This window comes from Nonomuraea phyllanthi (genome assembly GCF_006334985.2).
In the GTDB taxonomy this organism is placed as follows: domain Bacteria; phylum Actinomycetota; class Actinomycetes; order Streptosporangiales; family Streptosporangiaceae; genus Nonomuraea; species Nonomuraea phyllanthi.
Genome location: NZ_VDLX02000010.1, coordinates 66614 through 88132 on the forward strand (window position 1 = coordinate 66614; position 21519 = coordinate 88132).

Genomic DNA, 21519 nt, shown 5'->3' on the forward strand with positions numbered 1-21519 from the left:
CCTTCCCCTTTGTAACGAACACTAGTCTGTACCGCTTGTCAGGCCGGCGAAGCCGTACCATAAGGAGGCATGACTCAACAGCGACTACGCCATGCCTCCATGCCGGAAAAGCCGACCCTTGATGGCTTGGAGCAGGTATGGGTAGCGCGCTGGGAGGAGGACGGCACCTACCGCTTCGACCGGTCCAGGCCGCGCGAGCAGGTCTACTCGATCGACACGCCGCCGCCGACCGTCTCCGGCTCCCTGCACGTCGGTCACGTCTTCTCCTTCACCCACACCGACATCATGGCCCGCTACCAGCGGATGATCGGCAAGTCCGTGTTCTACCCCATCGGCTGGGACGACAACGGCCTGCCCACCGAGCGCCGGGTGCAGAACGTCTACGGCGTGCGCTGCGACCCGTCGCTGCCCTACGACCCCGACTTCGTTCCACCGGACAAGCCCGGCAAACGCGAGATCTCCATCTCGCGGCGCAATTTCGTGGAGCTGTGCCACAAGCTGACCGCCCTCGACGAGCAGGCGTTCGAGGAGGTCTGGCGGCGGGTCGGCCTGTCGGTCGACTGGTCGATGCTCTACACCACGATCAGCGACGAGGCGCGGGCCGTCTCGCAGCGGGCGTTCCTGCGCAACCTGCGGCGCGGCGAGGCCTACCTCGCCGAGGCGCCGACGCTGTGGGACGTGACCTACCGCACCGCCGTCGCGCAGGCCGAGCTCGAGGACCGGGAGTGGCCCGGCGCGTTCCACAAGATCTCCTTCTACGGCGAGAAGGGGCCGGTCTGGATCGAGACGACCAGGCCGGAGCTGATCCCCGCGTGCGTGGCGCTGGTCGCCCATCCCGACGACGAGCGCTACCAGCCCCTGTTCGGCACGTCGGTGCTGACCCCGCTGTTCGGGGTGGAGGTGCCGGTGCTGGCCCACCGGCTGGCCGAGCCCGACAAGGGCACCGGCATCGCGATGATCTGCACCTTCGGCGACATCACCGACGTCACCTGGTGGCGGGAGCTGCACCTGCCGACCCGGCCGGTCATCGGCTGGGACGGGCGGCTGCTGCCCGAGCCGCCCGAGGGCGTGGAGGCGGAGCCGTACAAGGAGCTGGCCGGCAAGACGGTCCACAGCGCGCGCGAGCGGATCGTCGAGCTGCTGCGCGAGTCCGGCGACCTCGAGGACGACCCGAGGCCCGTCTCCCGCACGGTGAAGTTCTACGAGCGCGGCGACAAGCCGCTGGAGATCGTCACCACCCGCCAGTGGTACATCCGCAACGGCGGGCGCGACCAGGAGCTGCGCGCCCGGCTGCTGGAGCGCGGGCGCGAGCTCGACTGGCACCCGCCGCACATGCGGGTGCGCTACGACAACTGGGTCGAAGGGCTCACCAGCGACTGGCTGATCTCGCGCCAGCGGTTCTTCGGCGTGCCGTTCCCGGTGTGGTATCCGCTCGAAGAGGCGGGGCAGCCCGTGCACGACGCGCCGATCGTGCCGCCGGAGGACGCGCTGCCGGTCGACCCGTCCTCCGACACGCCGCCCGGCTACACCGAGGAGCAGCGCGGCGTGCCCGGCGGGTTCATGGCCGACCCCGACGTGATGGACACCTGGGCCACCTCGTCGCTGACGCCGCAGATCGCGGGCCGGTGGGAGACCGACGACGACCTGTTCAGGCGGGTCTTCCCCGCCGACCTGCGGCCGCAGGCCCACGAGATCATCCGCACCTGGCTGTTCTCGACCGTGGTCAGGTCGCACTACGAGTTCGGCGGGCTGCCGTGGAGCGACGTCGCGATCTCCGGGTGGATCCTCGACCCCGACCGCAAGAAGATGTCGAAGTCCAAGGGCAACGTCGTCACCCCGCTCGACCTGCTGGAGAAGCACGGCTCCGACGCGGTGCGCTACTGGGCGGCCAGCGGCCGCTACGGCGTGGACACCGCGTTCGACGCCGGGCAGCTCAAGATCGGGCGGCGGCTGGCCATCAAGATCCTGAACGCCTCCAAGTTCGTGCTCGGGCTGGCCGGCGACGACGGCGAGATCACCGAGCCGCTCGACCTGTCCATGCTCGCGGCCCTGTCCGACGTGGTCCGCGAGGCGGGGGAGGCGTTCGAGGTCTACGACCACACCAGGGCGCTGGAGGCCGTGGAGCGCTTCTTCTGGGCGTTCTGCGACGACTACCTGGAGCTGGTCAAGGCCAGGGCGTACGAGTCGGGGCCGGCCGCCGCCTCGGCCCACGCGGCGCTGCGGCAGGCGCTCGACGTGCTGCTGCGGCTGTTCGCGCCGTTCCTCCCCTTCGTCACCGAAGAGGTGTGGTCGTGGTGGCGCGAGGGCTCCGTGCACCGGGCCCCGTGGCCCGCCCTCGAACGCGGTCCTGGCGACCCGGCGGTGCTCGCCGTGGCGTCCGACGTGCTCGGCCGGGTGCGCAAGGCGAAGTCGGAGGCCAAGCTGTCGATGCGGGCCGAGGTCTCCAGGTTGACCGTTCTCGTGCCGGAGGTCGGGCTTGTCCGTCAAGCTCAGGACGACCTTTGCGCCGCGGGCAACGTGGAGGAGTTCGTTCTGGAGTATGGTGACGAGCTGAAAGCCGAAGTCCACCTGGGCTGACGTCCGGATGGCCGGATGCCGGGCCGCCCCCTTCGGGCGGGCGCCCGGCGTCCGCGCTTCACCTCACCCCCGCGTCCGGGGCGCCGGTGGCCTCAGGCGTCGCGGGTGACGTCGCGGTGCACGGCGAGGAAGACCGAGTAGGCCTGCCCGTCCGGAGCCGGCTCCCGCTCGCTGAACTCGTCGAAGACCTCCTGCAGGCGCCGGGTCAGCTCCGCGTGCCCCTCCTCGGTGAGCCTGAGCCCCAGCCTGGTGACGTCCACCTCGTCGAGGTCGACCAGCCTGATCTCCTCCAGGAACGCGCCCACCATCGCCGCGCCGCCCCCCGTCACGCCGCTCTCGCGCACGTCCATCTCCCACGACTTCCCGGTGGCCTGGTAGGGGATCTCCGTGGAGCCGCGCGGCCCCGGCCGGCTGGGCCCGGCGGACAGGAACCCCGTCTCGACGAGCTTGCGCACGTGGTGGAGCGTGGTGGCCGGGTTGGCGTCGAGCCGCCCGGCGATCTCCTTGTTGGTGAGCGCCTGGTCGAGGCAGAGCCGCAGGATGCGCAGGCGGACGGTCGAGGCCAGCGCGCGGGCTTCTGCCTCGGTGGCCGGGCGGCGGTTGGTGCCCATGGCCGATCAGCCTATAGCCGATTGATTTTTCCCAATCGGTCGTCCATGCTGGCCCGGTGGGTCTTTTACGCGAGCACGACTTCCGACGGCTGTTCCTCGCCGACACCGCCAGCCAGGCAGGCGCCCAGCTCCTCCTGCTGGCCCTGCCGCTGGTGGCCGTGTCGGCGCTGCACGCCTCGGAGTTCGAGGTGGGCCTGCTGGCCGCGTGCCAGACGCTGGCGTTCGTGCTGATCGGGCTGCCCGCCGGGGCCATCGTCGACCGGCTGCGCAAGCGGGTCGTGATGATCGTCGGTGACGTGGCCCGGGCGCTGGCGCTGGCCTCCGTGCCGGTGGCGTGGTGGCTGGGCGTGCTGACCGTCCAGCAGCTGTACGTGGTGGCGCTCGTGCTGGGCGTCTTCACCGTGTTCTTCGACGTCGCGTACCAGAGCTACCTGCCGCACCTGGTCGAGCGCGAGCAGCTCGTCGAGGGCAACTCCAAGCTGGAGGTCGTGCGCACGGTGGCGCAGGTCGGCGGCCCGAGCCTGGGCGGCTACCTGATCCAGTTCCTCACAGCGCCGTTCGCGCTGGTCGCCACCGTCGCCGGGTTCGCCTGGTCGGCGCTGTGCCTGGGGATGATCCGCAAGCGCGAGCCGCGCCAGGAGCCCGCCCGGACCCACCTGCGCCAGGAGATCGCCGAAGGCGTCAGGTTCGTGTTCGGGCACCCGCTGCTGCGCCGCATCGTGGGCTGCACCGCCACCGCCAACCTGTCGTTCGCGATCGCCCAGCCCATGAGCCTGCTGCTCCTGGCCAGGGAGCTCGGCCTGGACGCGGGCGCCATCGGGCTGCTCATGGCCGCGGGCGGGGTAGGCGGGGTCGTCGGCGCGCTGGTCAACGCCCGGATCGCCAGGCGGATCGGGCAGGGGCCGATGATGTGGCTGGGCGTCGCGCTGCCCGCGCCGCTGGCGTTCGTCATGCCGTGGATGGGAGCCGACTGGCGGCTCGCGCTGTTCGTGCTCTACGAGTTCTGCACCGCGGCCTGCGTGGTGTTCTACAACGTCACACAGCTCAGCTTCCGCCAGGCCATCACGCCCGAGCCGCTGCTCGGCCGAATGAACGCGACCATCCGCTTCGTCGTCTGGGGCACCCTGCCGCTGGGCGGGCTGATCGGCGGCGCGCTCGGCGCGGCGATCGGCGTGCGCGGCACGCTCCTGGTCGCCGCGGTGGGGTTCTGCCTGCCGTGCCTGTGGCTGATCACCTCGCCCCTGCGGACCATGCGCGAGCTGCCCCTCGTACAGAACCGATCATGACCTCGTAAGACGCGGCGCGGTTAACCGCGCGCATCCGGGGCCCGGACATGCCAGTCTGGAACACGTGCTGCCCGACCGCCCAACCAAGCTCGTGCCTCCCGTGCTGGCCACGATGGCCGCGTGGTGCGTGTGCCTGATCCTCGTCGGCGTGGTCGTCTACTTCTTCGCCATGGTCATCGCGCGCCTCACGTTCGTGGCGCTGCCCGTGGCGATCGCGCTGCTGCTGACCGCGCTGCTGTTCCCGCTGACCAACGGCCTGCGCAAGGCCGGCATGCGGCCCATCTACGCCACCTGGATCACCATGCTGGTGGCCCTGGCCGTGCTCGTCGGCACGGGCTGGCTGGTGGGGGCGCGGGCCAGCGACGAGTTCCCCAACCTGGTCAGGCAGGTGCAGGAGACCGCCAGGTCGGTCCAGGAGTGGCTGATCACCGGCCCGCTGCACCTCCAGGAGGCGCAGATCACCGGCTACGTCGACGAGATCGCCAACATGGTCAACCAGCAGCGCACGGCCATCACCGGCACCGTGCTGTCGGCCGGCGCCGTCGCCATCGAGGTGCTGGCCTCCCTCGTGCTGCTGCTGTTCGTGACGTTCTTCCTGCTCAAGGACGGCGACCGGATCTGGGCGTGGATCCTGAAGGGGTTCGGCAACGTCGCGCCCCGCGTCGACCGGGCCGGGCGGGCCGCCTGGACCACGCTCTCCCACTACGTGCAGGGCACCGTGGCCGTGGCCGCCGTGCACGGGCTCATCATGGGCATCGTGCTGGCGGGCATGGGGGTGCCGCTGTGGGCGCCGCTGGCCGTGCTGATCTTCTTCGCCAGCTTCATCCCCATCGTCGGCATCTTCTTCGCCGGCACGGTCGCCACCCTCGTCACCCTGGGCGCCAGAGGGCTCGTCTACGCGCTGATCTTCCTCGGCATCCTCATCATCGAGCAGCAGCTGGAGAACCACGTGCTCCAGCCACTGATCGTCGGGCGGGCGCTGAACTTCCACCCGCTGGCGATCATCCTGGTGCTCGCCATCGGCGGCATCCTGGCGGGCATCGCGGGGGCCGCGGTGGCCGTGCCGGTGGCCGCGGTGATCTACCGGGCGCTGCCCGAGCTGAGGCACAAGCCCCCGGCCCTGCCACCGCCCGAGCACTCCGAGCTCCCGCCACCCGGCGATGACCCCGGGCCCGATTCACCCTCGGGGCCCGGTGAGGGGCAGGAGGCGCGTGACACGGAACGCGACGCCGACATGGAGCCGGAGATCCACAGGGGGAGGCCGTTCGACCGCATCCGCATCTCGTGGTCGCGCAGGAGGAGGCCCACGGTCGGCCCGGAGGCGGGGCCTGACGACGGACCGGGGGCGCGACCGGAGAGCGGGTCCCGGACCGGAGCCGGTGTCGAGTCCGGGGGCGGCCGGCGGGTGGACACGGAGTAACCTCGACACCCGTGACTCGTTCCCCCCTCACCACCCCGCCGCCGGGCGCGGTCGTGCCCGCGGCGCACCCCGAAGGGCCGCCGCCCGGCACCGCCCTGGGCTCCCACTACGGCCGCTGCTTCGGCTGCGGCACCGACCAGCCGACCGGCCTGCACCTCAAGGCCGTGACCCCTGACGGCGCCACCGTCGAGGCCGAGTTCACGGTGGGGGAGGCGCACCAGGGCTCGCCCATGCTGGCGCACGGCGGCGTGCTGGCCGCCGCGATGGATGAGGTCATCGGAATGTCCGTCTACCTGTTCCGTAAACCCTATGTGACGGGACGGCTGGAGACCGACTACGTTCTCCCCGTTCCCGTGGGCACGACACTCCACCTGCGTGCCTGGTGCAACGGCATCACCGGCAGGCAGGCGTACCTTGAGGCTGAGGGGCGCATCGGCGCACCCGACGGACCGGTCGCCGTCCGCGCGGCGGCGCTGTTCATCGAGGTCGGCATGGGACACTTCGCCAAGCACGGCGATCTGTCCGCCATCGCCACCGAACTCCAGGACTACGAGGTGAATCCTTGAGCAAGGTCGAGGTCCTCATCCAGCGGCTCGACGCCGAGCTGCCGATGCCGTCCTACGCCCACCCCGGAGACGCGGGCGCCGACCTCTACGCGGCCGAGGACGTCGAGTTGCTGCCCGGAGAGCGGGCCGTGGTCCCGACGGGGGTGGCGATCGCCCTGCCCGACGGCTACGCCGCGTTCGTGCACCCGCGTTCGGGCCTGGCGGCCCGGCACGGCGTCACGCTGGTCAACGCGCCCGGCACGGTCGACGCCGGATACCGCGGGGAGATCAAGGTGACGCTGATCAACACCGACGCCAAGGAGCCGTTCCGGCTGCGGCGGGGTGACCGCGTGGCCCAGCTCGTGGTCCAGCGGGTCGAGCGCGCGGCCTTCTACGAGGTCGAGCGGCTGCCGGGCTCGGTGCGCGGCGGCAACGGATTCGGATCGACAGGACGATGATCAATGGGCCGCCCCGGCGGCCCCCCGAGCGAGGAGAGTGAGGAACGTGTTCCGACGTCGTCGTCGTGAGCAGCCGGAGCAGGCCGAGCAGGAGTCTGCCGCGCCCATGCGAGAGTCCGGCCCGTGGGACGCCGACGAGCCCCACCCGGAGAGCGACAGGATCGACCTCGGCGGCCTGCGGCTGCCGCACAACCCCGACTTCGACGTACGGCTGGCCTCCGTCGGCGACCAGCACGTCGGGGTCGTCGTCCTCTACGAGGAGAGCTCGCTGCAGTTGCAGGCCCTGGCCGCGCCGCGCAGCTCGGGCCTGTGGGACGAGGTCAAGGCCAAGATCGTCGGGCAGGCCGGCCACCTGGAGGAGCGGGAAGGCCCGTTCGGCTGCGAGCTGACCGGCGAGATGAGGGTCGACAGCACCACCCGCCCCGCCCGCTACATCGGCATCGACGGGCCCCGCTGGTTCCTGCTCGCGGTGATCTCCGGCAAGGCCGCGCTCGACGAGACCGTCGCGGCCGCGTACATCGACTTCGTCAAGGACGTCGTGGTGGTCCGCGGCGACGAGCCGATGGCCCGCGAGGAGCCGATTCCGCTGCGCCGGCCCAACGAGCAGACGGGCGAGGGCGCGGACGAGCGGCCCGGCTTCAACCCGTTCAAGCGAGGGCCGGAAATAAGCGAGATTCGCTGAGGGCTGACATCGCGCCGACATCACATAGGCTGATTCATCATGAGTACGGCAGAGCCTCCGAAACGTGGGGGATTGCGCGGGTTCTTCAGTCGGCTGGCTTCACCCCAGTCCGAAATCGAGGCCCAGGAGCTGAGGGAAGACGCCGATGAGATCGGCGCGACCCCCATCGTCTCGTGTGGCGGCCGCCGCCGCTTCTGCGTAGCCGGTACGCTACGTACAGTGACACTGCGTCCGAGGGGCGGAGCCCCCGCGCTGGAGGCCGAGCTCTACGACGGGTCCGACGTGATCGACCTGGTCTGGCTCGGCCGCCGCAAGATCGCGGGCATCGAGCCGGGCCGCACGGTCAAGGCCGAGGGCCTCGTCAGCGTGCAGGACGGGCGCAAGGTGATGTTCAATCCGCGTTACGAGCTGCGCCCAGGGAGTTGACACGTGAGTGCTGAGGCGGAAGAGGTCGCCCACGACACCGTTGAGGCGGCGGTGCGAGCCCAGCTCGCCAAGGCGTTCGGCGGGGTGCGCGGCATCATCGAGGCGGCGATCCCGACGATCGCGTTCACGCTCAGCTGGATCACCACCGAGGACCTGAAGATCTCGCTGATCGTCAGCATCTCGCTGTCGGTCGTGCTGCTGCTGGTCAGGATCGTGCAGCGGTCCACGCCGCAGTTCGTGATCAACAGCCTGATCGGCATCGCGATCGGCGCCTTCTTCGCCAGCCGCAGCGGCGACGCGAAAGACTACTTCCTGCCCGGCATCCTGTGGAACGCCGGCTACATGGTGGCGATGCTGCTGTCGATCGTCACGCGCTGGCCGGTAGTGGGCTTCCTGATCGGCTCGGTCACGGGCGACCCGACCGCCTGGCACAAGGACCATGGCATCGTGAAGCTGTGCATGCGGCTGACCTGGCTGCTCATGCTGCCGTGCGCGGTCCGGGTGGCCGTGCAGGGGCCGGTCTACCTGTTCGGGGGCGGGGACGAAGCGGTCGCCGCCCTGGGCTTCGCCAAGATCGCCATGGGCTGGCCCCTTCAGGTCGCCGCCCTCGCCGCCATGCTCTGGGTGCTCGGCCGCGGCCGCACCCCCATCAAGCCCGCCGCCGCCTGACCTTCTTCCTTCTCGTCACGGCAGAGCCAGGGTAGGCGCCGGCCGCCGCACGTGGCGGGCGGCCTCCAGGGGAACGCCCGCTGACCGGATGGTGGCCGGCCGCCGTAACGTGCGCATCGTGGGGCTGCTTCGTGGTCGAGTCGAAGGCCCGCGCGCAACCAACGCTGTGAGCCCGCTCGGTCTGGTTCACATGGAGGCCACACACGTCTGGGGGCGCCACCGATGTGATCGGTGGCGCCCCCATGTTCCTGCCGGTCGGAACGCGTCGCTTACGCCGTCCCTTACGCCGTCGTCGTAAGCGCCACGCGGCCCGACCGCGTTCCCGGCCCTCCCGGATCCCGAAGTCCATCGCGTCCCCTCAGCCGGGGCGTCGCGACAGCCACTCGAAGAGAAGCCGGGAGGGGCGGGGCGTTCCGCGTGCGGAACCCGTCAGCAGGTGGCCGGCATCCGTTCGACCGCCTCCTCGGTGTCCGCCTGCCTCGGCCCGCGGGCCGGCATGGTGTCAGTCCGAAAGGATGTCACCGAACGGCTCATGGAACTTCTTCTGGAACTCGTCCTCGTTGAACCTCTCAACATCGAAGTTGTTCCTGTGACGACGGTGGAGGTTGAGGTTGACGTTGCGGTTGTGAACGTTGACGTCAGTGGTCTCGTGGTGCCTGCGGGGACGCGGCCGATGCACGCGGATCCGCTCACGCTTGACGATGACGCGCGGCGCCGGCGCGGCCTGCTGCACCACCTTGGGTGCCGGCATCGGCGGCCCGCCGGCCTGGACGGCGGGGAAGCCCGTGCTTGCTCCGGCTACCCCCTGGACGAGTGGAAGGAACATGACACCGGCGACCGCGCCGGTAAGAGCTAGTGCCGCGAACCGCCCATGGCGAGAGGTCCGTGACCGCCGACTTTCGGTATTCACGTGCTCTGTTTCCGTTCATTGGATGGATAGGCCTGACAATTGGCACCCGCCGATTCGGCGGGCATTCAGATGCAGCAGGCTCTTGGACGGAAGCAGACATACCCGTATCAGATATTCGCAGTTACCTCTTTATGCACAAACAACTAGCAAAAACCTAAAGGGTGTTATACGACCATGATTTTGATGTTTGAGACATCGTCGCCCGATGTCCTCAGGTGAGGGCCGGGTCAGTGGCGCGAGCATCCCCGGTCAACGCGGGCGTAGCCGGCTCCGGCGCCTCGGTGGCACGCGGTCGCTCAGGGTAGATCTCACATCAATTCACCATTGATCTAGGTAACTCCGCATGATTGCTGACGGCAATGGGCAATATGCTCTCCGTATCATTATTGGGCTATCCAGGCTGAAATACGCCTATTTATCGGGCATGGGAGGCGTCGGCGATGCGGAATGGCGGGACCCTACTGGTCAGCACGTTCGCGGTGATGCTGCTTCTGACCGCGGGCTGTTTCTCGGGCGGCTCCAACGCGCCGCCCGAGGGGCAGCGGGACCGGGGCCCGGCGGCCAAGCTGTCGATCACGCCCGCCGACGGCTCGAAGAAGGTCGCCCCGGACACCGGGATCAGCGTCAAGGTCACCGACGGCAGGGTCACCCGGCTGACCGTCGCCGACGCCAAGGGGCGCGAGGTCATGGGGAGCGCGGACGCGGGCGGGACGTGGCGGCCGAGGTGGCCGTTGAAGCCGTCGACGGCGTACACGGTGAGCGTGCGGGCCACCGGCACGGACGGCGAGCAGGTCACGGCGCGGTCGGAGTTCACCACGCTGAAGCCGAAGCGGGTGCTGGACACCGGCATGTCGCCCCTGAACGGCGAGAAGGTCGGCGTCGGGATGCCGATCCAGCTCCTCCTGTCGCGGCCGCTGGCCGAGCGTGAGGACCGGGCCGCGGTCGAGCGGTCGCTGGAGGTCCGGATGTCCAAGCCGGTCGAGGGCGCCTGGAGCTGGGTGAGCGACCGGGAGGTCCAGTTCAGGCCACGCGAGTACTGGCCGACCGGCGAGCGGGTCACGGTGGTCGCCCACCTGGCCGGCGTCCGGGCCGGACGGAACCTGTGGGGCGCCAAGGACCGCGCCGTGTCCTTCACCGTCGGCCCCGAGCACATCACCAAGATCCGCAACTCGACCCATCGGGCGGTCGTGCGGAAGAACGGCGACGTCGTCAGGACCATCCCGGTCAGCCTGGGGAAGAAGGGCGACGAGAGCTACTCCGGCACCATGATCGCCCAGGAGAAGGCCGCGGACGTCCTCATGGACTCGGCCACCGTCGGCAGGCCGGGCGAGTACTACGCTCACACCAAGTGGAACGTCAGGATGACCTACAGCGGCATGTTCTTCCACGCCGCCCCCTGGTCGGTCTCCGACCAGGGCAGGCGGAACGTCAGCCACGGCTGCGTGAACGCCAATATGGCCAACGCCCGCTGGTTCTACAACTTCACGCAGCGGGGGGACATCATCAAGGTCACGGGGACGTCGCGCAAGCTCGAGTTCGGCAACGGGCCGACGCCGTGGGCCAAGTCGTGGGAGGACTGGCTGGCGGGCAGCGCCCTGGGCCAGTCGATCAACGCCTGATCGCCGTCCCCGTCGCCGCGGGAACCGGCCACGCCACATCAGGAGTCAGGGGGCGAAGGGGGCCAGCTCCGGGGCCTGGCCGGATTCCAGAAGGATGCGGGCCAGGGCGTTGCCGGTGAAGGGGGCCATGGTCAGGCCGGCGGCGCCGAAGCCGGCGATGACGCTGAGTCCGCTGACCGTGGGCATGCGGCCCACGACCGGCAGGTTGCCCTCCGGGAGGGGGCGCAGGCCGACGCGGGTCTCGATGAGGGTGGCGTCGGCGAGGCCGGGGGCGATGCGGAGGGCGTCCGAGAGGACCTCCCACTGGCCGCGGGCGGTGACGCGGGGGTCGAAGCCGCTGCCGGTCTCGCGGGTCGCGCCGACCGCCACGCGCGAGTCGTCGAACGCCACCATGTAGTGGTGTGACAGGGGATGGACGGAGGGCCAGCGGCTGGTGTCGACGCCCTCCAGGCGCAGGTGCGTGATCTGGCCGCGCTGCGGTTCGACGGGGAGGCGCAGGCCCAGCGGTTCGAGGACATGGTTGGCCCACGCGCCGGCGGCCACCACCACCTCGTCCGCCTCCAGTGTCTCGCCGTCGGCCTCGACCACGACCGCAGCGGCGTCGCCGCCCGTCAGCCGGCCGCGGAGGCGGGCCTCGGCGGCGAGCGTCACCGCGCCGTGGTGGTGGGCGGCGGCGAGGAGGGCGTCCCGCAGGGTGCGGCCGTCCACCCGGCCGCCGCCGGAGACGAAGACGCCTTCGAGCTCCGGGGACAGGACCGGGAACAGCTCGCGCACCTCGGCGTTGCCGATCCGCTCCACGGATCCGACGATGGGGCCGGCCGTGCGGGCCCGGGTCTCGACGCGGGACAGGGCCTCGCCCAGCCTGGTCTCGTCGGTGCTCACCAGGAGCGCGCCGGTGCGGCGGTAGTCGGTCCTGGTGATGCCGGCCTCCCCGAGCAGCTCGATCAGCTCGGGGTAGTAGGCGGCGCCCGCGGCGTACAGGTCGTAGAAGGGGCCTTCGACGGTGGAGGCCCAGGGCGAGATGATGCCGGCGCTGGCCGCCGTCGCCTGTCCCACGCGCGCGGAGTCGACGATCGTCACGGCGGCGCCGCGGCGGGCCAGGGCGAAGGCGGCGCCGGCTCCGGCGATGCCGCTGCCGATGACGATGACGCGGTGCTGGGACACGGTGTCCTTCCTGGAGTCAGAGGAGGGCGGGGTGGGCGTTGGGGGAGGGGTGGGTCATGACCCACATGACCTCGGTGACGCCCGCCGTACGGTTGGCGATGGTGTGCGGCACGGACGACGGGAAGTGGATGGCGTCGCCGGCGGCGAGGGTGAGGTCGTGGTTGCGCAGCCGGATGAACAGCTCGCCGGAGGTGACGTAGGCGACTTCCTCCCCCTCGTGTACGGCGGGCGGCGCCATCACCGCTGTGGGATGGATCCGGAAATAGAGGGATTCGAGCTGCTGGCCCTCGAAGCCGGGCCGGAGCGGGAAGTACTCGCGTTCCCCCACGACCACCCGGTGCTCGGCCTGGTCGGCCCCCCGCCACACGGAGAACTCCTGCCGCGGGGGCGGCGCCCCCAGCTCGGCCCCGAGCAGCGCGGCGGGCGCCAGCCCGAGCGCCTCGGAGATGGCGAACAGCGAGGTCAGCGAGAGCGAGCACTCGCCCCGCTCGACCAGCGACAGGAAGCTCGACGACAGCCCCGACCGGGCGGCCAGCTCGCGCAGCGACAGCCCGGCGTCCAGCCGGGCCTGCCTGAGCTGGGATCCGATGGCCGTGAGAGAGCCCGCGAAGCGGCTGTCGGGTGGCTCGACCGCCCGCGTGCCCTTGTCCGTCTTTGACTTCATGGTCGTTTCCCGTCTCGGGAGGGGGCGCTGACGGTCACGCGGGGACGACGTGCCGTCGCTGCAGCCGGCCAACGGTTTCGCACCCGAGGCTACCCATCACGCTCTCCAGTTCGTCGTAGAGGTGTCGCAGCACGTCGCGCACCCCGGACGACGGGTCCTCGTGGGTGCCCGCGGCCAGGCCGAAGGCGGCGAGCCGGCCGACGCCGACGGCCGTGGCGCCCAGGGCCAGCGCCTTGGCCACGTCGGTGCCGTGCCGTACGCCGCTGTCGATCATGATGGGCACCTCGGAGCCGACCGCGTCGGCGACGGCGGCCAGCCGGGAGAGCGGGCTCACGGTGCCGTCGAGGTTGCGTCCACCGTAGCTGGACATGTAGATGGCGGACGCGCCGGCGTCCACGGCGCGGCGGGCCTGCTCGACGGAGACGACGCCCTTGAGCACCCACGGCAGGGTGAGCCGGCCGGCGAGGCGTTCCAGGCGGTCCCAGTCCCAGCGCGGCTTGCTGAAGTCCATCAGCTCGCGCAGCGCGTCGAGACTGGCGCCGCCCTCGCCGTAGTTGCCCATGCCGTAGTAGCGGTGCAGGTCGAGGCCGGATTCGCGCATGCGCTCGCGCCAGGCGCGGGTGGGCGAGTCGGTCAGGCACAGGCCGCGGTAGCCGGCCGCGGCGGCGCGCTCCTCGAAGCCGAGCACGTGCTCCTCGCCAGCGACGAGCGCCACCTGGACGAGGCCCTGGTGCCCGTGGAAGTGCGGGGCAAGGTCGGTCAGGCTGTCGGAGGAGCTCTCGGAGACGACGCTGGTGATGCCCGCCTCGGCGACGGCGCGCGCGACCGCGGCGTAGCCGGCCGGGTGCAGGGCCCGGTCGTAGCCGAAGGGGGAGACGAACACCGGCATCCGCAGATCCATGCCGAGCAGCGTCGTGCCGAGCCGGGGGCGGCTGAGCCCGGTCAGCATGTCGGGGTCGAAGTGCCAGGAGGCGAACGCGGCGCGGTTGATCCGCAGGCCGTCCTCGCCGCTCGCGCCGCCCTCCAGGTAGTCCCACAGCCGGGGGCTGAGGTTCAGCCGGGCCTCGGCGACGACCGAGCGGACCGTGGGGAACCGTCTGGACATGCCTCTCCTCTGTGGCCAGTTCAACTGGACGTGATGAGCGAATTCGGGGGTGCGGGCACGCTATCCCCGGCCCGCGATGTGTGTCAATACTGGACAAACCTCGGGCCGATCGGCCAGCTAGAGCCACTTTTGGCAAAAGATGGGGCTTTTGCGCTGTCCAGTATTGACGCTCGTTTTGTTCCGGCATTAGCGTCCAGTGAACTGCACGGCCATCCCCCGGCCAACGCCCCGTAAGGAACCACATGACCCTCCGCGCGCTGGCGGCGTTCCTCGGACGACGCCTCCTCGGACTCGTGCTCCTCCTGTTGATCATCTCCTTCCTGGTGTTCTCCCTCATCTACCTGGCACCGGGCAACCTGGTGGACGCGCTGCTCGGCACCGGCGAGAAGTCGCCGCAGCTCGTGGCCGCCATCGAGGCGCGATACCACCTCGACCAGCCGTTCATGGTCCAGTACCTGCTGTGGCTGAAGGACGCGGTCCAGCTGGACTTCGGCACGTCCATCAAGCTCAACGAGTCGGTGACGGCGGTCCTCGCCGACCGGATGTCCGTCACCCTGTTCCTCGGCGTCTTCGGGTTCCTGGTCGCCGTGGTGTGCGGGCTCGCGCTCGGCATCGCCGCCGCCCTGCGCCGCGGCACGTCCGTCGACCGCGGCGCGGTCGGCCTCGCCGTCCTGGGCGTCAGCACGCCGACGTTCGCGACCGGCCTGATCCTGCTGTGGGTCTTCGGCATCCTGCTCGGCTGGTTCCCGGTCATCGGCGACGGCGACCCGACGTTCTCCGACCGGCTCTGGCACCTGACGCTGCCCGCCATCGCGCTCGGCGTGACCGGCACCGCGCTGATGGCCAAGATGACCAGGGCCGCCCTCATCGCCGGCTACGAGCAGGACTACGTCGGCTTCGCCCGCAGCCGGGGCGTGGGCGGCCTGCGCATCCTGCTCGTGTACGGGCTGCGCAACTCGCTCGTCCCCATCGTCACCGCCGCGGGCATGGTCATCACCGCCACCCTCACCGGCTCGGTGCTGATCGAGCAGACGTTCAGCCTCAAGGGCGTCGGCGAGCTGCTCATCTCGTCGATCAACAACAAGGACATCCCCGTCGTGCAGGCCACCACCATCCTCGTGGCGGTCCTCGTGGTCGTCGTCAACCTGCTGGTCGACCTCAGCTACTTCGCCATCGACCCGAGGACGCGCCGCGCATGACCGAGATACTCGACGCCCCCACCACGGTCCCGTCCCGCCGCCCGGGCCGCCCGTCGATCCTGGTCGGCCTCTCCTTCCTGGTCATCGCCCTCGTCGTGGTCTGCGCGATCGCCGGCCCCGCGCTCGCTCCGTACTCCGCCTCCGCCCAGGACCTCACCGACACCCTGGCGGAGCCGTCGGCCGCGCACCTGCTCGGCACCGACGACCTGGGCCGGGACGTCTTCTCCCGGATCCTCGCCGGAGCCGCGTCCGCGCTCACCGGCCCGCTGGTCATCGCGCTCGGCGCGATGCTCATCGGTTCGCTGCTCGGGCTCACCGCCGGCTACCGCGGCGGCTTCACCGAGACGGCGATCATGCGCTGGGTCGACCTGATGTACGCCGTCCCGCAGCTGCTCATCGCGATCGTCGTCGTCGGCGTGCTCAGCGGCACCTACTGGGAGGCGGTGCTGGTGCTCATCGTGCTCACCGCGCCCGGCGACACCCGCATCCTGCGCGGCGCCGCCATCGAACAGCGCGGCCTGCCGTACGTGGAGGCGCTGCGCGTGCTCGGCGTGCCCGGGCCGCGCATCCTGATCAGGCACGTCTGGCCGACGCTCGTCCCGCTGTCCGTGGCGCAGACGTTCCTCAACTTCGCGACGAGCCTCGTCACGCTCGCCTCCCTGTCGTTCCTCGGGCTGGGCGTCGCGCCCGGCGCGGCCGACTGGGGACGGATGCTCGCCGAGGGCCGCGACCTCGTCGACGTGAACCCGTGGACCGCCATCGCTCCCGGCCTCGCCATCGCCCTGACCGCGGCCGGCTTCAACATCGCGGGCGACTGGCTGCACGAACGGCTCGCGGGACGCGGAAAGGACCGCACATGAGCACCCCTCTGCTGGAGGTCCGCGACCTCACCCTGCGATCGGGCCAGGGACGCGTCATCGTCTCCGGCGTCGACCTCACCGTCGGCGCGGGCGAGACGATCGGCATCGTCGGCGAGTCCGGATCCGGCAAGTCGATGACCGCCCGCGCCCTCATGGGCCTGCTGCCGCGCGGTGTCGAGGTCAGCGGCAGCGTCACGTACCAGGGCAGGGAGCTCCTGCCCGGACGGCGCGGGCGCCGACTGCACGACGACTTCGCCATGGTCTTCCAGGACCCGTTCACCATGCTCAACCCCCTCATGCGGGCGGGCCGCCACATCAGCGAGACGCTGCGCGACCCCCGCGGCCGCCGCCTGCGCGGCGCCGCCGCCCGGAAGCAGGAGCGGGTACGGCTGGCGGAGGTCGGCATCCACGACCCGTCCGTCGCCGACCGCTACCCGTTCGAGCTGTCCGGCGGCATGCGGCAGCGGGTCGGCATCGCCGCCACCCTGTCCTGCGACCCGACGCTGCTGCTCGCCGACGAGCCGACCACCGCGCTCGACGTCACCACGCAGGCCGAGATCCTCGCCCTGCTGAAGAAGATCCAGCGCGAGCGCGACATGGGCATGGTGCTCATCACCCACGACCTCGGCGTCGCGTTCGGCATGTGCGACCGCATCTACGTGCTCTACGCCGGGCAGCTGGTGGAGGTGGGGCCGAGCGCCGGCATCGAGCGGCGGCCCCTGCACCCCTACACCCAGGGCCTGCTCGACTCCGAGCCGCCCGCCGACCGGCGGCTGGCCACGCTGACGTCGATGCCCGGCTCCGTGCCGCGCGCCTCCGACGTGCTCGGCACCTGCCCGTTCGCCGACCGGTGCGCCTGGGTGGCCGACGAGTGCCGCCGGCCGACGCCGCTCCGCCGTACGGAGGAGGGGCGGAGCACCGCGTGCGTCCGGATCGGCGAGATCGGCGGGGAGCTGGCGCGGGCCGGGCGGCGGCAGGGCGCCGCCGTGCCCGCCCCGGCGGAGCGGCGGGACGACCTGCTCGTCGAGGTACGCGACCTGCGCAAGGACTTCACCCGCGCGGGCCGTACGGTGCACGCGCTGCGCGGCGTCACCCTCGAGGTCGGCAAGGGGGAGAGCGTCGGGATCGTGGGGGAGTCCGGGTCGGGCAAGACCACGCTCGGGCGCTGCCTCGTCGGCCTGGAGACGCCGACCGGCGGCACCGTCCGCATCGGCGACGTGGACGCCGGCGACTACGCGCGGCTGCCCGGACGGGTGGTGGCGGCGCTGCGGTCCCGCGTCCAGATGGCGTTCCAGGACCCGTACTCCACGCTGAGCCCCGCGCGGTCGATCGGCGCCGTGCTGAAGGAGGCCATCCGGCTGAACGGCTCCGCACCCGGACAGGCGGACGGGTCGGGGCGCGGACGGCCGGGCGGCTCCGGGCGGCGGCTCGACGGTGAGGTCGCCGAGCTGCTCGCACTCGTCGGCCTGCCCGCCGAGTACGCCGGGCGCAAGCCCGCCGCCCTGTCCGGCGGCGAGCGGCAGCGCGTGGCGCTCGCCCGCGCCCTCGCCCGCAAGCCCGACCTGATCGTCTGCGACGAGATCGTGTCCGCGCTCGACGTGTCGGTGCAGGCGCAGATCCTCACCCTGCTCACCCGCCTGCAACGCGAGCTCGGCGTCGCGTACGTCTTCATCACCCACGACCTGGCCGTCGTCCGACAGGTCACGGACCGGCTGTACGTGCTGCGCCACGGACAGCTGGTCGAGAGCGGCGCGACCGAGAAGGTCCTCGACGAACCCGAGGCCGCCTACACGCGCACGCTGATCTCCTCGATCCCCGCCCGCACAGAGAAAGAGACCCAACCATGAAGTTCCCCCGCATGCTCGGTGGGACGGCCGCGGTGATGGCCGCGGCGCTCGCCCTGTCCGCCTGCGGATCGTCCGGCGGCGGCAGCGGCTCCACATCCCCCACCGGCACCACCCTCAACTGGGCGATCGCCTCCGCGCCCCGCGCCATCGACATGTACGGCGACTTCAGCGCCAACGCCAACGTCGTCAGCTCGCTGGTCAACGAGGGCCTCGTCACGCTCGGCAACCTCAAGCTCAAGCCCGCCCTGGCCACGAGCTGGAAGCGGACCTCGCCCACGACGTACGTCTACTCCCTGCGCGAGGGCGTCACCTTCTCCGACGGCAACCCCGTCACCGCCGAGGACGTCGCGTTCTCCTTCAACCGCCACCTCGCCGAGGACTCCACCTCGCAGAGCGTCTCGCACCTCAAGACGCTCAAGAAGGCCAAGGTGACCGGCGAGCACGAGGTGACGGTCACGCTCACCAAGCCGGACGCGACCTGGGTGTACGACCCGATGTTCGCGCCGGTCGTGGAGAAGAGCGTGGTCGAGAAGGCCGGCGAGCAGTACGGCGCGCCCGGCGGCACCGTCGTCGGAACCGGCCCGTACACGGTCAAGTCGTTCTCCGCGTCCGACGGCATCGTGCTGCGGCGCAACGAGCACTACTGGGGACCCAAGCCCGCCTTCGAGGAGATCCACTTCTCCTACATCGCCGACCCGAACTCGCTGTCGCTGGCGCTGCGCTCCGGCGACGTGGACGGGTCGTTCGGCATCGCCCTGTCCAACGTGTCCCAGTTCGAGCGGCTGAAGGGCGTCACGCTGACCGAAGGCGACGCGCTCGCCACCGCCTCGCTGATGTTCGACATGGACACCAAGCCGTTCGACGACATCCACGTACGCCGGGCGTTCGCCTACGCCTGGGACGCCGAGTCCTTCACCAAGAACGTGCTGCGCGGCCACGCCACCCCGGCCAACGCCATCTCCTCGCCCGGGTTCTGGGCCAACATCGCCGACCCCGCCAAGGTGGACGAGGTCTTCACATCGATCCCCGCCCAGCCGTTCGACATGGCGGCGGCGGCCCGCGAGCTGGCGCAGTCGAGCGTGCCGGACGGCTTCTCGACCTCGATCAGCTACCCGGACAGCCGGCCCGAGCTGGGGCAGGCGCTCCAGGTACTGGCCGAGAACCTCAAGCAGCTGAAGATCACCCTGAAGGTCACCGAGATCCCGTACACGCAGTGGTCGACCCTGATCAGCGAGCACAAGGACCTGACCATCCAGATCGCGCAGTGGAACCCGGACTACCCGGACCCGAGCGACCTGATCCTCAGCCAGTACCCGAGCAGCCACGCGGTCAAGAACCAGTACAACCTGTCCAACTACCGCAGCGACAAGGTGGACAAGCTGATCGACGAGGAACTGGCGTCCACCGACGACGCCGAGCGGGTGCAGATCATGACGGAGATCCTGCAGACCGTGGCCAAGGACGTGCCCAACGTCAACCTCTACTGGCCGAAGACGATCATGGCGATCCGGGACCCGTACACGTACCAGAACTACAACGGCATGTACGCCTCCGAACTGTGGGTCTACAACGTGAGCGCGAAATGACCCGGGTCGCGGTCATCGGGGCCGGCTCCATCGGCGCCAACATCGCCTACCGGCTCGCCGCCCGGGGAGCGGAGGTCACCGTCGTCGACGCCGGCAAGCCCGGCAACGGCACCAGCGCCGCCAGCATCTCGTGGCTGTCGACGTTCCCGCAGATCGCCGGGTCCGTTCCCGCGATGGTGGCGCACCGGCGGCGTACCAACGACGGCTTCCGCCGCCTCGCCGGGGAGATCGGCGACGGCTGGATCCACTGGACCGGCACCCTCACGTGGGCGGACCTCCCGCGTACGGCGGCCAGGCTGCGGCAGGACTTCGCCGCCATGACGGCCATGGGCGAGCCGCTGCGCGAGCTCGACGCCGGTGCCGTCCGCGCCGCCGAACCCGGGCTCGACCCGCCCCCGGACACCCCCGTCTACCTGGAGGAGGACGGCGGCTGGGTGGACGCGCCCGCCATGGTCGCCGCCCTGCTGCGCGGCGCGGGATGGCACGGCGCGACCGTCCTCCAGGACGCACCCGTCCTGGCCGTCAAGGCCGACGGCGACCGGCACGTCGTGCGCACCCCGGAAGGCGAGGTCACCGCCGACGTCGTCGTCAACGCCGCGGGCAGCTGGGCCTCGCACGTCGGCGCGCTCGCCGGCGCGCCCGTGCCCCTGGACCTGCGCCCGGGGCTCGTCGTCTGGAGCCGGCCGCTGGCCACGCCCATCGGGCGGGTGATCAACAGCACCACGCTCAACATCCGGCCCGACCCGGACGGCGGGGTGGCCGTCCACTGGCGCGGCGAGGACACCTACACCGCGCACGGCTACAACGCCGAGACGCCCGCCCAGGTCATCGAGGCCGCCGCGGAGGTCATCCCCGAACTCCGCGGCACCGCGCCGGCCCGCAGCGCGGTCGGGGTCCGCCCGGTGCCGCCCGGCGGGCCCGTCGTCGGCTGGCACCCCAGCCGCCCCGGCCTCTACGTCGCCGTCTCCCACGGCGGCATCGGCTGGGGTCCCACCTGGGGCGACCTGGCCGCCGCCGCGATCCTCGACGGCGACACGTCCCCGGCCGCGGAGGCGTTCACGCCACGCCGCTTCCTCCGCTGACCTCCGCGCGGCCGGCCTTGGGATGCCTGGCTCTCGGGTGCCCGGCCTCCGGGTGCCCGGCCTCCGCACGGGTGGCCTCCGCTCGGCCGGCCTTTGGGGGCCGTACGCCCGCAGGGGCCGTCACCGTACGCAGGCCGAACGTGAGGCCGCCCGCCAGCAGCACCACGCCCGACAGCACCCCGCTCACGAGCGGCACCCAGCCGGCGGCGGGCGTCGAGGCGAGGACGAGGCCGGCGGCGCCCAGCAGGGTGAGCAGCACCCCGGGGACCGCGATGCTCCGGTCCTTCCAGATGGGGGCCAGCGCGACGAAGTGCACGCCGACCACCAGGGCCACCCACGCCACGTTGGCCTCGACGGGGCGTTCCCACATGGCCAGCACCCGGAGCCCGCCGAAGAGCAGGATCACCTCGGCGGCGACGACCACGAGGTAGCCGCGGCCGAACATGCCCGGCCGCGGCCCTTCGGGGGCAGGCCCAGCGAGGGCGGAACCGTCTGTCCGGGCGGAACGCTCTCGCCGGGCGGCGGTGAACCACATGGCGAGTACGCCCGCCGCCGCCAGGACGGCGGCCACCCGCAGAACGGTCACGGCGACGGCGGGCAGCGGGCTCTGCGCGTTCACGATGACGAAAACCGCGCCGAAGACCGCGCCGATCAGCAATCCAGTCATTCGCTGCATGCCTCCATCCAACCCGGTGAGAAACGCGGGCACATGGGGGCCAGGGCGAGTCCCAGGTATGCCTGGCCCTACCGGGCATGCGGTCTGAGGGCCGGTCCCGGACGGCGCGGGACGATCGACGGTCCAGGGCTTC

Annotated in this window: 20 protein-coding genes; 14 read left to right on the forward strand and 6 right to left on the reverse strand. The window is 71.1% G+C overall.

Annotated elements, in window-relative coordinates; translation table 11 throughout:
* Positions 1–69: 69 nt before the first annotated feature.
* Positions 70–2577, forward strand: coding sequence for a valine--tRNA ligase (gene valS, locus FH608_RS26015; protein WP_394367703.1), 2508 nt, complete (start codon positions 70–72; stop codon positions 2575–2577).
* A gap of 92 nt (positions 2578–2669) precedes the next feature.
* On the opposite strand, the gene FH608_RS26020 is transcribed toward valS, so the two are convergent.
* Positions 2670–3188: an ArsR/SmtB family transcription factor gene (locus tag FH608_RS26020; RefSeq protein WP_139633233.1), complete on the reverse strand. Its 519-nt coding sequence runs from the start codon at positions 3186–3188 to the stop codon at positions 2670–2672.
* 56 nt (positions 3189–3244) lie between these two features.
* Between FH608_RS26020 and FH608_RS26025 the strand changes: the two genes are divergently transcribed.
* From FH608_RS26025 to FH608_RS26055, 7 genes are all read left to right on the forward strand, one after another.
* Positions 3245–4474 (forward strand): MFS transporter, encoded by a 1230-nt coding sequence (locus FH608_RS26025; RefSeq protein WP_139633234.1) that lies wholly within the window; start codon positions 3245–3247, stop codon positions 4472–4474.
* A 64-nt stretch (positions 4475–4538) separates the two neighbouring features.
* On the forward strand, positions 4539–5894 hold the full coding sequence (locus FH608_RS26030) for an AI-2E family transporter (RefSeq protein ID WP_226899900.1): 1356 nt from the start codon (positions 4539–4541) through the stop codon (positions 5892–5894).
* Between the two features lie 11 nt (positions 5895–5905).
* Positions 5906–6460, forward strand: a complete 555-nt coding sequence (locus FH608_RS26035; protein ID WP_139633235.1) for a PaaI family thioesterase — start codon at positions 5906–5908, stop codon at positions 6458–6460.
* On the forward strand, positions 6457–6897 hold the full coding sequence (gene dut / locus FH608_RS26040) for a dUTP diphosphatase (RefSeq protein WP_139633236.1): 441 nt from the start codon (positions 6457–6459) through the stop codon (positions 6895–6897). Before FH608_RS26035 ends, dut begins: the two co-directional genes overlap by 4 nt.
* 46 nt (positions 6898–6943) lie before the next feature.
* Complete coding sequence (locus tag FH608_RS26045; RefSeq protein ID WP_226899901.1) at positions 6944–7579, forward strand: DUF3710 domain-containing protein; 636 nt, start codon at positions 6944–6946, stop codon at positions 7577–7579.
* A 219-nt stretch (positions 7580–7798) separates the two neighbouring features.
* On the forward strand, positions 7799–8005 hold the full coding sequence (locus FH608_RS54735; RefSeq protein ID WP_226899902.1) for an OB-fold nucleic acid binding domain-containing protein: 207 nt from the start codon (positions 7799–7801) through the stop codon (positions 8003–8005).
* A gap of 3 nt (positions 8006–8008) precedes the next feature.
* Complete coding sequence (locus FH608_RS26055; protein ID WP_226899903.1) at positions 8009–8674, forward strand: DUF3159 domain-containing protein; 666 nt, start codon at positions 8009–8011, stop codon at positions 8672–8674.
* A gap of 502 nt (positions 8675–9176) precedes the next feature.
* On the opposite strand, the gene FH608_RS26060 is transcribed toward FH608_RS26055, so the two are convergent.
* Positions 9177–9425 (reverse strand): hypothetical protein, encoded by a 249-nt coding sequence (locus tag FH608_RS26060; protein WP_139633238.1) that lies wholly within the window; start codon positions 9423–9425, stop codon positions 9177–9179.
* 641 nt (positions 9426–10066) lie between these two features.
* Here FH608_RS26060 and FH608_RS26065 point away from each other — a divergent pair.
* Complete coding sequence (locus FH608_RS26065) at positions 10067–11203, forward strand: L,D-transpeptidase (protein ID WP_226899904.1); 1137 nt, start codon at positions 10067–10069, stop codon at positions 11201–11203.
* Between the two features lie 45 nt (positions 11204–11248).
* Here the strand turns inward: FH608_RS26065 and FH608_RS26070 are convergent, their stop codons facing one another.
* The 3 genes from FH608_RS26070 to FH608_RS26080 are packed head-to-tail and all read right to left on the reverse strand — an operon-like array spanning position 11249 to position 14136.
* Positions 11249–12367, reverse strand: a complete 1119-nt coding sequence (locus FH608_RS26070) for an NAD(P)/FAD-dependent oxidoreductase (RefSeq protein ID WP_139633240.1) — start codon at positions 12365–12367, stop codon at positions 11249–11251.
* A 16-nt stretch (positions 12368–12383) separates the two neighbouring features.
* The gene (locus FH608_RS26075; RefSeq protein WP_139633241.1) at positions 12384–13031 is read right to left on the reverse strand and encodes a helix-turn-helix domain-containing protein; all 648 of its coding nucleotides are present in this window, start codon (positions 13029–13031) and stop codon (positions 12384–12386) included.
* 34 nt (positions 13032–13065) lie between these two features.
* On the reverse strand, positions 13066–14136 hold the full coding sequence (locus FH608_RS26080) for an alpha-hydroxy acid oxidase (RefSeq protein ID WP_139633242.1): 1071 nt from the start codon (positions 14134–14136) through the stop codon (positions 13066–13068).
* Positions 14137–14378: 242 nt separating this feature from the next.
* Here FH608_RS26080 and FH608_RS26085 point away from each other — a divergent pair, with 242 nt between their 5' ends.
* The 5 genes from FH608_RS26085 to FH608_RS26105 are packed head-to-tail and all read left to right on the forward strand — an operon-like array spanning position 14379 to position 20710.
* Positions 14379–15335, forward strand: coding sequence for an ABC transporter permease (locus FH608_RS26085; RefSeq protein WP_139633243.1), 957 nt, complete (start codon positions 14379–14381; stop codon positions 15333–15335).
* Entirely contained in the window at positions 15332–16195 is an 864-nt protein-coding gene (locus FH608_RS26090) for an ABC transporter permease (RefSeq protein WP_139633244.1), read from the forward strand. The genes FH608_RS26085 and FH608_RS26090 overlap by 4 nt, the downstream gene beginning before the upstream one ends.
* Complete coding sequence (locus FH608_RS26095; RefSeq protein WP_139633245.1) at positions 16192–18042, forward strand: dipeptide ABC transporter ATP-binding protein; 1851 nt, start codon at positions 16192–16194, stop codon at positions 18040–18042. The genes FH608_RS26090 and FH608_RS26095 overlap by 4 nt, the downstream gene beginning before the upstream one ends.
* Positions 18039–19628: an ABC transporter substrate-binding protein gene (locus FH608_RS26100; RefSeq protein ID WP_139633246.1), complete on the forward strand. Its 1590-nt coding sequence runs from the start codon at positions 18039–18041 to the stop codon at positions 19626–19628. The genes FH608_RS26095 and FH608_RS26100 overlap by 4 nt, the downstream gene beginning before the upstream one ends.
* Positions 19625–20710, forward strand: coding sequence for an NAD(P)/FAD-dependent oxidoreductase (locus FH608_RS26105; protein ID WP_139633247.1), 1086 nt, complete (start codon positions 19625–19627; stop codon positions 20708–20710). The genes FH608_RS26100 and FH608_RS26105 overlap by 4 nt, the downstream gene beginning before the upstream one ends.
* Here FH608_RS26105 and FH608_RS26110 read toward each other — a convergent pair.
* Entirely contained in the window at positions 20685–21377 is a 693-nt protein-coding gene (locus FH608_RS26110; protein WP_226899905.1) for a hypothetical protein, read from the reverse strand. The two genes, FH608_RS26105 and FH608_RS26110, sit on opposite strands and share 26 nt — an antisense overlap.
* Between the last annotated feature and the right edge of the window lie 142 nt (positions 21378–21519).

What these genes read in the sequence shown, in the direction of transcription:
- FH608_RS26095 (WP_139633245.1), top strand. Translation starts at nt 16,192, where the DNA reads ATGAGCACCCCTCTGCTGGAGGTCCGCGACCTCACCCTGCGATCGGGC.
- FH608_RS26080 (WP_139633242.1), bottom strand. Translation starts at nt 14,136, where the DNA reads ATGTCCAGACGGTTCCCCACGGTCCGCTCGGTCGTCGCCGAGGCCCGG.
- FH608_RS26090 (WP_139633244.1), top strand. Translation starts at nt 15,332, where the DNA reads ATGACCGAGATACTCGACGCCCCCACCACGGTCCCGTCCCGCCGCCCG.
- FH608_RS26100 (WP_139633246.1), top strand. Translation starts at nt 18,039, where the DNA reads ATGAAGTTCCCCCGCATGCTCGGTGGGACGGCCGCGGTGATGGCCGCG.
- FH608_RS26075 (WP_139633241.1), bottom strand. Translation starts at nt 13,031, where the DNA reads ATGAAGTCAAAGACGGACAAGGGCACGCGGGCGGTCGAGCCACCCGAC.
- FH608_RS26065 (WP_226899904.1), top strand. Translation starts at nt 10,067, where the DNA reads ATGCTGCTTCTGACCGCGGGCTGTTTCTCGGGCGGCTCCAACGCGCCG.
- FH608_RS26085 (WP_139633243.1), top strand. Translation starts at nt 14,379, where the DNA reads ATGACCCTCCGCGCGCTGGCGGCGTTCCTCGGACGACGCCTCCTCGGA.
- FH608_RS26110 (WP_226899905.1), bottom strand. Translation starts at nt 21,377, where the DNA reads ATGACTGGATTGCTGATCGGCGCGGTCTTCGGCGCGGTTTTCGTCATC.
- valS (WP_394367703.1), top strand. Translation starts at nt 70, where the DNA reads ATGACTCAACAGCGACTACGCCATGCCTCCATGCCGGAAAAGCCGACC.
- FH608_RS26105 (WP_139633247.1), top strand. Translation starts at nt 19,625, where the DNA reads ATGACCCGGGTCGCGGTCATCGGGGCCGGCTCCATCGGCGCCAACATC.
- FH608_RS26060 (WP_139633238.1), bottom strand. Translation starts at nt 9,425, where the DNA reads ATGCCGGCACCCAAGGTGGTGCAGCAGGCCGCGCCGGCGCCGCGCGTC.
- FH608_RS26020 (WP_139633233.1), bottom strand. Translation starts at nt 3,188, where the DNA reads ATGGGCACCAACCGCCGCCCGGCCACCGAGGCAGAAGCCCGCGCGCTG.